We start from the raw sequence: 13929 nt of genomic DNA, 5'->3' as shown, positions 1-13929 counted from the left end.
AGACCTTGGATTATCGCAGGAAGCGTGCCCCTTTACATCGGCCGAATGGGTGCGTCGAAGGGGTACTTCGAATGGCTGCTTCGGGCGCTTCGTGGGTGCCGTCAAGACCCGCGCACCTGCCACGTACCTGCCACCGCACCTGCACACACCGGCGCAACGCATCGCCGCACGCGGCCCAAGCCGCAAACGACAACGGCCGCACATCGTGCGGCCGTCTCGCCCCAACGCGGATGGCGCGCCGGCTTACTGGCTGAACAGCCGCCGCGTGGCCGGTGAACCCGCCGGAATGCCGGCCTGTTCGAGCTTCGCGTAGAGCGTCATCAACTGCTTTTCGATGGCGAGCAGCGCGCTCTCCGGCAAGGGCCGGCGGCCATCGTCGACCACGCGCCCGCCGATGCGCTCGGCGAGCGACTTCGCGTAATCGCACATGAGCCGGAACGGCAGGATGTCTTCGTCGGCAACCGGCACGTCGAGCACGAGCGTAATCATCTCGCCGCCCTTGTACGTGAGGTCGTCGCGCAGGAAGTTGGTGTCGCCGAATTGCAGCATGAACACCGGGCTTTGCCGCGAATCAAGTTTGACGAAGCGCGTGCCGTCGCGCGAGAGCAGCAGGCCGTCTTGCGAGGCAACCGCCTGCACGTAGTTGGCCGACCACGGCGCGCCGTCGGACAGCACGTTGATCGACAGTTGCGCGTCGCACTGCGCGGCAAAGCCGTCGAGCTCGCGCGCCATCGCCACGGTTTCGAGCATGTCGGGGAATTCGGGCGACGCGTCGAGCGCGTCGGCGAACTGCTGCACGCCGGTCACGAATTCGGAAAACTCGAGTTCGTTCAGCGCGCCGCTGCGGTTCGCCAGTTGCGCGGCCGCGCGCAGCTCCTCGTAGCGCGTGCCGTTCTGCAGCAGCTCCCAGGCGCCACCTTCGGGCTTGCCCTCGATATGCACGGGCTTGCTGCCGGCGCGGCGCAGACGCTGCGCGAGCGGGATTACCTTGTCGCCGGCCACCGGGCCGTTCAGACGGATCGGCACGATGCAGTCGATGCGCCGATCGACGATCGCAGGCGGCGCCGACGAAATCGTCGTGGCGGCCGGCAGGACCGGCTCGACGCGCTCCTGCGCGGCGGGCGCGGGCTGGGCCGCGGGCGCCTCGGCGGCTCGCTCGCCGTCCTGCCCCTGGGCCGCGGCGTGCTCGCCTTCGGTCTCGCCCTCGGCGGCAGGATAACCGTTCGGCGAGGTCGTCTCGGCCTGGATATCGGCCGGCGTATCGAGCGGCGCGGCGCTCACGCCGAACGTCGGCTCGACGCGCGCGGCAGCCGGATCGGCCGCCGCCTCCGTATTCACAGTCGGTTCGCGCCGCGTGACCGGGCGCGCCGGCTCGATGAACGGGCTCTGCTCCTCATGCTCGTCCCGCGCGAGACTCTCGGCGGTCTCGGCCGGCATGGGCCGCGGCATCTTGCGGCGCACCTTCGCGCCCTGCCACGCGTTGTATACGACCACGCCCCCGACCACCACGGCACCCGCGCCGATCAAACCGAGTGTCAACTCGTCCATGCATGCTCCATCAGCAATTCTTCTATCCGCGCGGCCCTGCGTCCGCTGCCCGTTCCGCGCGGCTTGCACTGCAAGCCGCTGCGCTGAACGCGGACGCCCGCGCAGGCTTTAACTTAAACGATATTCTGGGCGAAACCGGCCGCCGTTTCCATGTCGACCGCGACGATCCGCGACACGCCCTGCTCCTGCATCGTCACGCCGATCAGTTGCTGCGCCATTTCCATCGCGATCTTGTTGTGCGAGATGAACAGGAACTGGGTCTTGTCCGACATCGCGCGCACGAGGTTCGCGAAACGCTCGGTGTTGGCGTCGTCGAGCGGCGCGTCCACTTCGTCGAGCAGACAGAACGGCGCCGGATTCAGCTGGAACATCGCGAACACGAGCGCGGTCGCGGTCAGCGCTTTCTCGCCGCCCGACAGCAGGTGAATCGTCGAATTCTTCTTGCCCGGCGGCTGCGCCATCACCTGCACGCCGGCATCGAGAATTTCGTCGCCGGTCATGATGAGCTTGGCCTGACCGCCGCCGAACAGACGCGGGAACAGTTCGCCGAAATGACGGTTCACTTCGTCGAAGGTGCTTTGCAGAAGCGTGCGCGTTTCGGCGTCGATCTTGCGGATCGCGTCTTCGAGCGTTTCGATCGCGCTCGTCAGGTCGGCCGACTGCGAATCGAGGAAGCTCTTGCGCTCGGTCGCGGCCTTCAGTTCGTCGAGCGCGGCCATGTTGACGGGCCCGAGCGCGACGATCGCGTTGTTGATGCGCGTGACTTCGCCCTGCAGGTACGACGGCTTCATGTCCGGCGTGAGCCTCGTCTGCAACTCGGCTTCGTCGACGCCGGCCGCGACCAGTTGCTCGACGAACTGCTCGCCGTTGATCCGCGCAGCCTGTTCCTTCAGTTGCAATTCGTTGATGCGGTCGCGCAGCGGCTGCAGCGCGCGCTCGGTGCTCAGGCGCGTTTCGTCGGCCGCGCGCAGCTTCGAGGTGAGGTCGTCGAGTTCGATGCGCGCGGCGCGCAGCGCCTCTTCCTTCGCGGTGCGGATGTCGAGCGCATCCTGCAGGCCGGTATGCGCGGTCTGCTCGTTGATCGTTTCGAGTTCGGCGCGCGCGTCTTCGAGCGAGCCCGCGACGCGCTCGCTCTGCTCGTGCGCGACCTGGATGCTGCGCTTCAGTTCGTCGATGCGGTTCGCCATGTTGCGCGCGGCAAAGCGCGCATCGGTGGCGGCACGGTCGAGGTCGCGCACGTCGCCGCGCGCGCTCGTGAGCGTTTCGTCGAGTGCTTCGAACGCCAGTTGATGATCCTCGAAGCGCGCCTGCAACTCGGCGAGTTCGCCGTCGTGACGCTCGAAATTCGCTTCCGATTCCGCGCGCAGCGCGCGCTGCTCGTCGATCTGCGCGGCGATCTCTTCGAGTTCCTCGCGAATCTGCGTGCTGCGCTGCGTGTAGCGCTCGTGCGCCTGGGTGAGCTTGAGCACGTCCATCTGCAACGCGTGGACACGCTGCGTCGCGCGCTCGGCCTGCTGGCGCGCGTCGCTCAGCGCCTGCGCGGCCTGCGTATGCGCGGCTTCGGCGCGGATCGCGGCGGCCTTTGCCTCGTCGGCGAGCAGCGCCTGCGCGCGCACCTGGCGGCCGAGGTTTTCGATTTCCTGCTGACGCGCGAGCATGCCGGCCTGTTCGGAATCGGCCGCATACAACTGCACGCCGACGCGCGTAACCACATGCCCCGCCTTGACGACGAACGCGCCGCCTTCCGGCAGTTGCGAGCGCATCGCGAGCGCCTGTTGCAGGTCGTCGGCGACGAACGTGAGGCCGAGCCAGTCGTTGAGCACCGCGCGGATGCCCGCATCGTCGATCCGCACGAGCGCCAGCAACGGCCGCAGCGCGGCCGGCGCGGCGGCCGCCTGGCTGGCCGCCGGCGGCGCGTAGAAGGCGAGCTTGGCGGGCGGCGCGTCGGTGGCGAACGCCTTGACCCAGTCGAGGTTCGACACTTCGAGCGCGGCCAGACGCTCGCGCAGCACCGCTTCGAGCGCGGCTTCCCAACCCGCTTCGACGTGCAGCTTCTTCCACAGACGCGGCAGGCCGCCCAGTTCGTGCCTGTCGAGCCACGGCTGGATCTTGCCCTCGGTCTGCACGTTCTCCTGCAATTGCCTGAGCGCGGCGAGACGCGCGTCGAGCTGATGAATCTGCGCGCTTTCGGCCTGCACGCGCTCCTGCGCGGCGCGGCGCTCGGCATCCAGACGCGGCAGGGTTTCCTGCGCCTCGGCGAGACGGCCTTGCGCGTCGTGCAGAATTTCCTCGTGCTCGGCGAGCTGCATGCGCAACTCTTCGAGCTGCGCTTCGTCGGGCGCGTCGAGACCGCCCGCTTCCGATTTGAGCCGCTCGTGACGCTGCTGCAACTGCTGCAACTGCTGATCGGCATTGCGCTGATGCGCGGCTTCGAGCTTGAGCGCCTGCTCGGTTTGCGCGATGCCGCCGCGCTCGGTGTTCAGTTCGGCCTGCGCATCACGCCAGCGCGCTTCGAGCGCGGGCAGCGCGTCGTGCTTCGCGGCGGCGTCCTCTTCGGCGAGCGCGGCTTTTTCTTCGGCGACGGCCAGTTGCTCCTCGGCGTCGGCGATATCGTCCTGTGCCTTGCCGGCCTGCGCCTGCCATTGCTCGCGCTGCGCAGTCAGCGCGGCGATCTGCGCCTGCACGCGGTTGCGCGATTCGACGATGAAGCGGATCTCCGCTTCGAGCCGGCTCACCTCGGCGTTGGCTTCGTAGAGCGCGCCTTGCGCGCCCTGCATCGCATCGCTCGCCGAGTAATGCGCGACGCGCAGCGTTTCGAGTTCCGCCTCGACTTCGCGCAGCTTCGCGGTTTGCGCCTCGAGGTCGATCTGTGCCTGTTCGATCGCGCGCTGCTGGCGCTGCTGCTCGCCGGCCGCCTCGTTCTTGCGCAGCAGCCACAGCAGACGCTGCTTTTCCTCGCCGTCGCTTTGCAGCTCGCGATAACGCGTCGCGACGACCGCCTGCGCCTCGAGCTTTTCGAGGTTCGAGCCGAGTTCGCGGACAATGTCCTCGACGCGCGTCAGATTCTCACGCGTGTCGTGCAGACGGTTCTCGGTCTCGCGGCGGCGTTCCTTGTACTTCGAGACGCCCGCGGCTTCTTCGAGGAACACGCGCAGTTCTTCGGGCTTCGCCTCGATCAGCCGCGCGATCATGCCCTGGCCGATGATCGCGTAGGCGCGCGGCCCGAGGCCCGTGCCGAGGAAGATGTCCTGGATGTCGCGGCGGCGTGCCGGCAGATTGTTGATGTAGTAGCTCGAGGTGCCGTCGCGCGTCAGCACGCGCTTCACGGCGATCTCGGCATACTGGCCCCACTGGCCGGCGGCGCGGCCGTCCGCATTGTCGAACACGAGTTCGACGCTCGCGCGGCTGCCGGGCTTGCGGGCAGTCGAGCCGTTGAAGATCACGTCCTGCATCGACTCGCCGCGCAACTCGGAGGCACGCGATTCGCCGAGCACCCAGCGCACGGCGTCGATGATGTTGGATTTGCCGCACCCGTTCGGCCCGACCACGCCAACTAACTGGCCCGGAACCTGGAAATGCGTGGGATCGACGAAGGATTTGAAGCCAGCGAGTTTGATCGAGGTCAGACGCACGGCGATTTCGCTGTTTGAAAAGGAGAAGTGATAGGTGGCTCGCGGCGCGGCACGGAGCGTTCGCCGCCGGGGCGGAACAGGCCGTGCATCCTCGCGATGCCTTCGCGATACGGGTGCCGGCTGCATGTGCTCGAGTACTCAGGTTCGAGCGCGCGCCGGCTAATGAGGGGGAATCATACCATCGCACGTGGACGATTCTTACCGCCTTCTACCGCCCCCGCGCTAGCCGGCACGGCCGTCGCAATCGTGATGGCCGTTGCGCTAGCCGGGCGCGCTCATGTCCGCGATGGCCGGATCGGGCGGCGCCGTCTTCGGGCGATGCACCCAGCTGGAAAGCACCGAGGCCAGCACGATGCAGGCGCCGCCGGCCCATTCGCGCGGGCCCGGCACCTCGCCCGCGAAGAGCCACGCCGAAAGCGCCGTCACGACCAGCTCGAACAGCATGATGATCGACGCGCGATTGGCCGGCACGCGCGCGAGCCCGTATTGCACGAGCATATTGTTCGAGGCGAGCAGCAGACCGAGCCCGAGCACCAGTAACGCCACGGTGCCGGGATGGGCGCCGGCGGGCGGCGCCGGCATCGGCTCGAACAGCGCGGCGCAGGCACCGAGCAGCGCCGCGCCGCCGAAGATCGTCGCGGTGCGCATTTCGGGCTTCATGTCCGGCAGCACGCGGCTCGTCTTCAGGATCAGCACGTTGCTCATCGCGAAGCCCATGCCGCCCGCGAGGCCCGCCCATTCGGCAGGATTGCCGGGCAGCGGAATGCCGAGCCGCGGCGACCACAGCATCGCCATCGCCCCGGCGAGCGACAGCGCGGCGAGCGCCGCGCCCGGCCACGTGAGCCGCTCATGCAGGATGAAGTGCGCGAACAGCGCGGTCCACGCGGGCGTCAGATAAAACAGCAGCAGCACGCGCATCACCTGGCCGTGGATCGCGCCCCAGACGAAGCCGAGATTCGTGATGCCCGCGGCAAGTGCGAGCGCGGGCAGCAGCCAGTGCCAGCGCACCGTTTTCAGCGCGCGGCGCCGCACGAGCAACACGAACAGGCAGCCGGCGCCGCTCGTGAGCGCGCTCGCGGCGCTGCCGGTCACGCCGAGCGCGGCCAGCATGCGCAGCGGATACCAGACCATGCCCCATACCGACGCGCCCAGCATGATCGCGAGGGTCGGCCAGCCGTTGCGAAGCCAGTTGCTCATACGGCGGGGCTCCGGGTGATTCGGCTGGCGGCGCGCCGGTTTCGTCCGGCGGCCTCGTGAATGGCTGCGTGCATTGCTGCGATTGCTGCGTACATGGCTGTTCCTGCGTGTTCTGTTGCGCGAACCGTAAGGGGTTCGCGACGTTCCTGTTGCGGCGCAAACCGTCCGCGCCCGTGAGCGCCCCGCTTTGCCCGCCGGCCGCCGCGCCGCCGACATGCCACGCTATAATCGGCGCTTCGCCGTCGCTGTCCATCGCGGCCTGCTCGCCGGGTGCATGAAACACGTTTTTTCATGCGCTGCCCGTCTTCCGGCGCGCGTGCCCGGCTTTCCATCCGTCCGCGTTCATCTTCGCCCAGGCCCGACCCGCTCGTGAATCCGCTACTCGACTCCCTTCAGACCTATCCGTTCGAAAAGCTGCGCGCGCTTTTCAAGGACGTCACGCCGCCGGCCGGCCTCGCGCACATCAGCTTCGGCATCGGCGAGCCGAAACATCCGACGCCCGCGCTGATCCGCGAGGCCGTCGTGAATTCGCTCGGCGGCCTCGCCGCCTATCCGGCCACGCTCGGCTCGGCGCCGCTGCGCGAGTCGATCGCGCAATGGGTCGCGCGGCGCTATCACCTGCCGCCGCTCGATCCGGCCACCGAAGTGCTGCCGGTGTCGGGCTCGCGCGAGGCGCTGTTCGCGCTCGCGCAGACGGTGCTGAATCCGCGCCGCGATGCCAGCGGAGAGCCTGCGATCGTACTCTGTCCGAACCCGTTCTATCAAATCTACGAAGGCGCGGCGCTGCTCGGCGGCGCGCAGCCGTATTTCGTCAACAGCGACCCGGCGCGCAACTTCGCCTGCGACTACTCGACGGTGCCCGCCGAGGTCTGGGCCCACACGCAACTGCTCTACGTCTGCTCGCCCGGCAATCCGACCGGCGCCGTGCTCACGCTCGACGACTGGCGCGAGCTGTTCGCGCTGTCGGACCGCTACGGCTTCGTGATCGCCTCGGACGAGTGCTACTCGGAAATCTATTTCGACGAAGCAAAACCGCCGCTCGGCGGCCTCGAAGCGGCCCACCGGCTCGGCCGCGGCTTCGAGCGCCTCATCATGCTGTCGAGCCTGTCGAAGCGCTCGAACGTGCCGGGCATGCGCTCGGGCTTCGTCGCCGGCGACGCGCAGATTCTCAAGGCCTTCCTGCTGTATCGCACGTACCACGGCGCGGCGCTCTCGACCGTGTTCCAGAGCGCGAGCGTCGCCGCCTGGAACGACGAGACGCACGTGCGCGAGAACCGCGCGAAATACCTGCAGAAGTTCACCACGGTTACGCCGATGCTCGCCGAGGCGCTCGACGTGCGCCTGCCCGACGCCGCGTTCTACCTGTGGGCCAACGTCGAGCGCACCGGCCTCTCGGACACCGAGTTCGCCCGGCGCCTCTACGCCGACTATAATGTGACGGTCCTGCCGGGCTCGTTCCTTGCGCGCACCGCGCACGGCGTGAACCCCGGCCGCAATTTCGTGCGCCTCGCGCTCGTTGCCGATGTCGACGAATGCACCGAAGGCGCGCAGCGGATCGTCGAATTTTGCCGGTCGCTCGGCGGCCACTGAGTGCAGCCTGAGCCGCATCCCCTTCTTCAGACTTCAACCCTTCAGAAAATCACGCCTATGTCGCAACAACTTCAGCAGATCATCGACACCGCCTGGGACAACCGCGCCGAGCTGTCGCCGAAAGCCGCGCCCACTGAAGTGCGCGAAGCCGTCGCCCACGCGATCGAGCAACTCGATAAAGGCGCGCTGCGCGTCGCCGAAAAGAAGGACGGCGACTGGGTCGTCAACCAGTGGCTGAAGAAGGCCGTGCTGCTGTCGTTCCGCCTCGAAGACAACGCGCCGATGCCGGCCGGCGGCTACTCGCAGTTCTACGACAAGGTGCCCTCGAAGTTCGCGAACTACACCGCTGAAGACTTCGCGGCCGCCGGCTTTCGCGTGGTGCCGCCCGCGATCGCGCGCCGCGGCTCGTTCATCGCGAAGAACGTCGTGCTGATGCCGTCGTACACCAACATCGGCGCCTACGTCGACGAAGGCACGATGGTCGACACGTGGGCCACCGTCGGCTCGTGCGCGCAGATCGGCAAGAACGTGCACCTGTCGGGCGGCGTCGGCATCGGCGGCGTGCTCGAGCCGCTGCAGGCGAACCCGGTCATCATCGAAGACAACTGCTTTATCGGCGCGCGCTCGGAAGTCGTCGAAGGCGTGATCGTCGAGGAAAACTCGGTGATCTCGATGGGCGTGTACCTCGGCCAGTCGACCAAGATTTACGACCGCGAAACCGGCGAAGTCACGTACGGCCGCATTCCGGCGGGCTCGGTCGTGGTGGCGGGCAACCTGCCGTCGAAGGACGGCACGCACAGCCTGTACTGCGCGGTCATCGTCAAGAAGGTCGACGCCAGGACGCGCGCCAAGGTCGGCCTGAACGAGTTGCTGCGAGGCGACTGATGGCGCGCGGCAACAAAACCGTCGTCTACGGCATTCCGAACTGCGACACCGTGAAGAAAGCGCGCGTGTGGCTCGAAGAGCACGGCGTCGAGTTCGAGTTTCACGACTTCAAGAAGGCCGGCGTCACCGAGCCGCTCGTGCAGGACTGGCTCAAGGACGTCAAGCTCGACGCGCTGCTGAACCGCCGCGGCACGACGTGGCGCGGCCTGTCCGACGACATGAAGGCGGCTGCGGAAACGCAGCCGGGCGCCATTACCTTGATGATCCACAAGCCGTCGGTCATCAAGCGGCCCGTGCTCGTCGTCAACGGGCGCGTGAAATCGCTCGGCTTTTCGGCGGACGACTACGCGGCGCTGTTTGCCTGAATGTGCTGGCGCTTGCCTCGGCTACCCGAGGCTCACGCGCCATGTCCAGGCACAACCGGGCACCCGGTAGTCGAACGCGCGGCCGCGCGCCGCGTCGTTCCAAGGCTGTTGCCGGCTGCGGTGAAACACCGCCAGCCGGCATTTTTTCATTTCAAAGTGGTTTGCACTGAATCCATGTCCGGCACCCTCGCCCTTACCGAACAACTGATCGCCCGCGCTTCCGTCACGCCCGACGACCAGCATTGCCAGCGTCTTCTGATCGAGCGCCTCGCCGCGCTCGGCTTCGAGCACGAGACGATCGAATCCAACGGCGTGACCAACCTGTGGGCCGTCAAGCGCGGCGTCGACGGCAGCGGGGGCAAGCTGCTCGCGTTCGCCGGCCATACCGACGTCGTGCCGACCGGCCCGCTCGAACAGTGGCACTCGGCGCCGTTCGAGCCGACCCAGCGCGACGGCAAGCTGTACGGCCGCGGCGCGGCGGACATGAAAGCGTCGATCGCGGGCTTCGTGGTCGCGAGCGAGGAATTCGTCGCGGCGCATCCTGCACACCGCGGCTCGATCGCCTTCCTCATCACAAGCGACGAGGAAGGCCCCGCCACCGACGGCACCGTCAAGGTGGTCGAAGCGCTGCAGGAACGCGGCGAGCGCATGGACTACTGCATCGTCGGCGAGCCGACGTCGAGCGTGCGTTTCGGCGACACGGTCAAGAACGGCCGACGCGGCTCGATGTCGGGCAAGCTCGTCGTCAAGGGCGTGCAAGGTCATATCGCCTATCCGCATCTGGCGAAAAACCCCGTGCATCTGCTCGCGCCCGCGCTTGCCGAACTCGTCGCCGAGCACTGGGACGAGGGCAACGAATACTTCCCGCCGACCACCTGGCAGGTCTCGAACGTCCACAGCGGCGCCGGTGCGACCAACGTGATTCCCGGCCATGCGGACGTGATGTTCAACTTCCGCTTCTCGACCGCCAGCACCGTCGAGGGACTGCAACAACGCGTGCATGCGATTCTCGACAAACACGACCTCGACTACGATCTGCACTGGACCGTGAGCGGCCTGCCGTTCCTCACGCCGCGCGGCGATCTGTCGAACGCGCTCGCGCAGGCGATCAAGGACGAAACCGGCGTGGACCCCGAGCTCTCGACCACCGGCGGCACCTCGGACGGCCGCTTCATCGCGCGTATCTGCAAGCAGGTGATCGAGTTCGGGCCGCTCAACGCGAGCATCCACAAGATCGACGAACATATCGAACTCGCCCATATCGAGCCGCTGAAGAACGTGTATCGCCGCGTGCTCGAACAACTGATCGCGTAACGAGGGACCTACGATGACGCTGCCGTTTTCCACCGTTCGCGACCTGCTGCGCTACGCGGTGTCGCGCTTTAACGAGGCCAAACTGTCGTTCGGCCACGGCTCGGCCAATGCCTACGACGAAGCCGCTTATCTGGTGCTGCACACGCTGCATCTGCCGCTCGATCTGCTCGATCCGTTCCTCGATGCACGTCTGACCACGGCCGAAATCGACGCGCTGCTCAAGGTGATCGAGCGGCGCGCCGCCGAACGCGTGCCGGCCGCCTACATCACGCAGGAAGCGTGGATGCACGGCTATCGCTTCCACGTCGACGAGCGCGTGATCGTGCCGCGCTCGTTCATCGGCGAGCTGCTGCAGGACGGCCTGCAACCGTACGTGGAAGACCCCGAGCAGGTCGGCGCGGTGCTCGAACTGTGCACCGGCTCCGGCTGCCTCGCGATTCTCGCCGCGCACGCGTTTCCGAACGCCGACGTCGATGCGGTCGACCTGTCCGCGCCCGCGCTCGAAGTCGCGAGGCGCAATGTGGCGGACTACCACCTCGACGAGCGCATCGCGCTGTTCGAAGGCGATCTGTACGCGCCGCTCGCCGAGCGCCGCTACGATGTGATCATCAGCAACCCGCCGTACGTGAACGCCACCTCGATGCAAGCGCTGCCCGCCGAGTACAGGCACGAGCCAGAAATGGCGCTCGCGGGCGGCGCGGACGGCATGGACATCGTGCGCCGGATCATCGCCGAGGCACGCCACTGGCTGACCGACGACGGCGTGCTCGTGGTCGAGATCGGCAATGAGCGCGAGCACGTCGAGGCGGCATTCGGCGGGCTCGATCTCGTATGGCTGCCGACCAGCGCCGGCGACGACAACGTGTTCCTGATCCAGGCCTGCGACTTGCCGGTCTGAGCCTGACATGATGTCGGCCTGGCATCGCTCGGAGCCTCGCCCCGAGCCTGGTTTCATGCGGGGTTTTCAGGCAAGCTGGCAACGGTTTGCCGCCACGGTGCGCCGCATGGCGCGGCACGCCGGCCTGAAAGCGTTGCCCGGCCTATTCGCGGCATATCACGGAGCGGGCTCGCTACCCACTCCCGCGCCCTGAAACGCAGCGCTTCGCCCACTATTCGCGAGCTTATGCAATTCGACCTGCTTCACGTCGGCCCGCTGGTTGCCCTTGCCCATATTCTCGGCATCATCGCGGCCTGCCATGCGATTCTCCACACGCGCACCTCGCAAGGCGCGATTGCGTGGGCCGTGTCGCTGGTCGCGATGCCGTATCTGACGCTCATCCCCTACCTGTTTCTCGGCCGCAGCAAGTTCGCCGGCTACGCGGACGCGCGCCGCGTCGAGAACGAACTGCTGCGCACGCGCGCGCATCCGCGGATATGGGACTCGCAGTCGTCGTCGGCGGGCGTGCCGACGCAGCAACTCGGCGCGCGGCTCGTGCAGTCGCTCACGCGTCTGGGCGGCATGCCGTTTCTGCCGGGCAACAGCGTACGCACGCTCGTCAACGGCACGGCGACCTTCGAGGCGATCTTCACGGCGATCGAAAACGCGCGCCGCTACGTGATCGTGCAATTCTTCATCGTGCGCGACGACGCGCTCGGCGACATGCTCAAGGACGCGCTGATCGCGAAGGCGCAACAAGGCGTGCGCGTCTATTTCCTGTACGACAGCATCGGCAGCTTCGATCTGCCGCATCGCTACATCGCGGCGCTGCGCGCGGCCGGCGTCGAGGTGCATCCGTTCGCGACGAATCGCCGCTTCGTCAACCGGCTGCAACTGAACTTCCGCAATCACCGCAAGATCGTGTCGGTGGACGGCGAGCGCGCGTTTGTCGGCGGTCATAACGTCGGCGTCGAATACCTCGGCGCGAAACCGCCGCTCTCGCCGTGGCGCGATACGCACATCGAGGTGCGCGGCCCGGCGGTCGCGAGCATCCAGTTCGTCTTTATCGAGGACTGGTATTGGGCCACGCAGCAACTGCCCGATTTCGACGTGCCGGCCGGCGTGCCCGCCGCCGTATCAAGCGACGCCCCGAACCAGCCGGCCCCTGACACCGACTCCGCCGCGAGCGGCATGCACTGCCTCGTGATGCCGAGCGGCCCCGCCGACAAGCAGGAAACCTGTTCGCTCTTTTTCGTCGAGGCGATCAACGCGGCGCGCGAGCGGATCTGGATCACGACGCCCTATCTCGTGCCCGACGAAGCGGTGTTCTCCGCACTGCGGCTCGCGGTGCTGCGCGGCGTCGACGTGCGCATCCTGATTCCGAGCCGGCGCGATCATCTCGTCGTGTTCGCCGCCTCGAAGCTGTACGCGTACGACTCGCTGCGCGCGGGCATCCGCATCTTCCGCTATCAGCCCGGCTTCCTGCATCAGAAGGTCGTGCTGATCGACAGCGCGGCCGCCGCGATCGGCAGCGCCAATCTCGACAACCGCTCGTTTCGCCTCAACTTCGAGATCATGGTGCTGACCGTGGACCGCGGCTTCGCGCTCGAAGTCGAAACGATGCTGCTCGACGACTTCGCCGAGTCGCGCGAAATCGATCGCAGCGAGTACCGTCAGGCCGGCCCGCTGCGGCGCATGCTGATGCACGTGGCGCGACTCTTTTCGCCGATCCTGTAGCCCTCTCGTGCCCAGCGACGCTCAAGCCGCGCGAATCGAGCAGCGAATCGAGCAGCGAATCAAGTAGCCAATCGAGCCGCGAATCAAACCGCAAATCAAACCCTCAGCGCGCGACGGCACGCTCACAGCAGCGCTTCGATATCCTCGGTCATCGTCTCGGGCTTGGTCAGCGGCGCATAGCGCTTCACGACGTTGCCGTCGCGGCCGATCAGAAACTTCGTGAAATTCCACTTGATCGCCTCGAGGCCAAGCAGCCCGGGCGCTTCGCCGGTCAGATAGCGGAACAGCGGATGCGCGTTGGCGCCGTTCACCTCGATCTTGTCGAACATCGGGAACGTCACGCTGTAGTTCTTCTCGCAGAAGCTGCCGATCTGCGCGGCATCGCCCGGCTCCTGCTTGCCGAACTGGTTGCAGGGGAAGCCGAGCACCGCGAGCCCGCGTGCCGCGTAGGTGTCGTAGAGCTTCTGCAGGCCCGCGTATTGCGGCGTGAAGCCGCACTCGCTCGCGGTGTTGACGATCAGCAGAACCTTACCCTCATACGTCGCGAGACTCGCTTCCTCACCGCCGAGCGTGCGCGCCGAAAACGAATAGATCGATGTCATGTGCTCTCCCGTGAAAGCCGTCAGTCTATGCCAAAAGACACGCGAATACAGTCGGCCGGATGGCCGATGCCGGCTGCGCCGCGCATGACACGAGACGAACCGCGCGAGGCGGCGCGGCAATACGCGGCAACGCACAGCGATACGCGGCCGCCGCCCGGCGGCACACCGCGGCACGAGGCGAG

Annotated in this window: 10 protein-coding genes; 6 read left to right on the top strand and 4 right to left on the bottom strand. The window is 67.0% G+C overall.

Going from position 1 to position 13929, the window contains the following annotated elements; all coding sequences use genetic code 11:
* Positions 1 to 243: 243 nt before the first annotated feature.
* From F3J19_RS20670 to F3J19_RS20660, 3 genes are all read right to left on the bottom strand, one after another.
* Positions 244 to 1548 carry a cell division protein ZipA C-terminal FtsZ-binding domain-containing protein gene (locus F3J19_RS20670; protein ID WP_167045237.1) on the bottom strand — a complete coding sequence of 435 codons (1305 nt, stop codon included), beginning with the start codon at positions 1546 to 1548 and terminating at the stop codon, positions 244 to 246.
* A 113-nt stretch (positions 1549 to 1661) separates the two neighbouring features.
* Positions 1662 to 5180, bottom strand: coding sequence for a chromosome segregation protein SMC (gene smc, locus F3J19_RS20665; RefSeq protein ID WP_167045234.1), 3519 nt, complete (start codon positions 5178 to 5180; stop codon positions 1662 to 1664).
* A gap of 261 nt (positions 5181 to 5441) precedes the next feature.
* Positions 5442 to 6377, bottom strand: a complete 936-nt coding sequence (locus F3J19_RS20660) for a DMT family transporter (RefSeq protein ID WP_167045231.1) — start codon at positions 6375 to 6377, stop codon at positions 5442 to 5444.
* Between the two features lie 369 nt (positions 6378 to 6746).
* On the opposite strand from F3J19_RS20660, the gene dapC reads away from it, so the two are divergent.
* From dapC to cls, 6 genes are all read left to right on the top strand, one after another.
* Complete coding sequence (gene dapC / locus F3J19_RS20655) at positions 6747 to 7967, top strand: succinyldiaminopimelate transaminase (protein WP_167045228.1); 1221 nt, start codon at positions 6747 to 6749, stop codon at positions 7965 to 7967.
* A 57-nt stretch (positions 7968 to 8024) separates the two neighbouring features.
* On the top strand, positions 8025 to 8852 hold the full coding sequence (gene dapD, locus F3J19_RS20650; RefSeq protein ID WP_167045225.1) for a 2,3,4,5-tetrahydropyridine-2,6-dicarboxylate N-succinyltransferase: 828 nt from the start codon (positions 8025 to 8027) through the stop codon (positions 8850 to 8852).
* The gene (locus tag F3J19_RS20645; protein ID WP_167045203.1) at positions 8852 to 9217 is read left to right on the top strand and encodes an ArsC family reductase; all 366 of its coding nucleotides are present in this window, start codon (positions 8852 to 8854) and stop codon (positions 9215 to 9217) included. Before dapD ends, F3J19_RS20645 begins: the two co-directional genes overlap by 1 nt.
* Positions 9218 to 9391: 174 nt before the next feature.
* Complete coding sequence (dapE, locus tag F3J19_RS20640; protein WP_167045200.1) at positions 9392 to 10531, top strand: succinyl-diaminopimelate desuccinylase; 1140 nt, start codon at positions 9392 to 9394, stop codon at positions 10529 to 10531.
* A 13-nt stretch (positions 10532 to 10544) separates the two neighbouring features.
* On the top strand, positions 10545 to 11429 hold the full coding sequence (gene prmB / locus F3J19_RS20635; protein ID WP_167045197.1) for a 50S ribosomal protein L3 N(5)-glutamine methyltransferase: 885 nt from the start codon (positions 10545 to 10547) through the stop codon (positions 11427 to 11429).
* A 225-nt stretch (positions 11430 to 11654) separates the two neighbouring features.
* A complete protein-coding gene (cls, locus tag F3J19_RS20630) occupies positions 11655 to 13145 on the top strand; it encodes a cardiolipin synthase (RefSeq protein WP_167045194.1) in 1491 nt (496 codons plus the stop codon).
* 122 nt (positions 13146 to 13267) lie between these two features.
* Here the strand turns inward: cls and F3J19_RS20625 are convergent, their stop codons facing one another.
* Entirely contained in the window at positions 13268 to 13747 is a 480-nt protein-coding gene (locus tag F3J19_RS20625) for a glutathione peroxidase (RefSeq protein WP_167045191.1), read from the bottom strand.
* Positions 13748 to 13929: the final 182 nt, after the last annotated feature.

Source organism: Burkholderia sp. Ax-1724 (assembly GCF_011752995.1).
Classification (GTDB): Bacteria; Pseudomonadota; Gammaproteobacteria; order Burkholderiales; family Burkholderiaceae; genus Paraburkholderia.
The sequence above is the reverse complement of the archived record's forward strand: the minus strand, read 5'-3'. Positions and strand labels throughout refer to the sequence as shown.

Bases quoted from the DNA above. Each gene is read 5' to 3' on its own strand.
- F3J19_RS20660 (WP_167045231.1), bottom strand. From the start codon at position 6,377: ATGAGCAACTGGCTTCGCAACGGCTGGCCGACCCTCGCGATCATGCTG.
- F3J19_RS20645 (WP_167045203.1), top strand. From the start codon at position 8,852: ATGGCGCGCGGCAACAAAACCGTCGTCTACGGCATTCCGAACTGCGAC.
- dapE (WP_167045200.1), top strand. From the start codon at position 9,392: ATGTCCGGCACCCTCGCCCTTACCGAACAACTGATCGCCCGCGCTTCC.
- prmB (WP_167045197.1), top strand. From the start codon at position 10,545: ATGACGCTGCCGTTTTCCACCGTTCGCGACCTGCTGCGCTACGCGGTG.
- cls (WP_167045194.1), top strand. From the start codon at position 11,655: ATGCAATTCGACCTGCTTCACGTCGGCCCGCTGGTTGCCCTTGCCCAT.
- F3J19_RS20670 (WP_167045237.1), bottom strand. From the start codon at position 1,548: ATGGACGAGTTGACACTCGGTTTGATCGGCGCGGGTGCCGTGGTGGTC.
- F3J19_RS20625 (WP_167045191.1), bottom strand. From the start codon at position 13,747: ATGACATCGATCTATTCGTTTTCGGCGCGCACGCTCGGCGGTGAGGAA.
- dapD (WP_167045225.1), top strand. From the start codon at position 8,025: ATGTCGCAACAACTTCAGCAGATCATCGACACCGCCTGGGACAACCGC.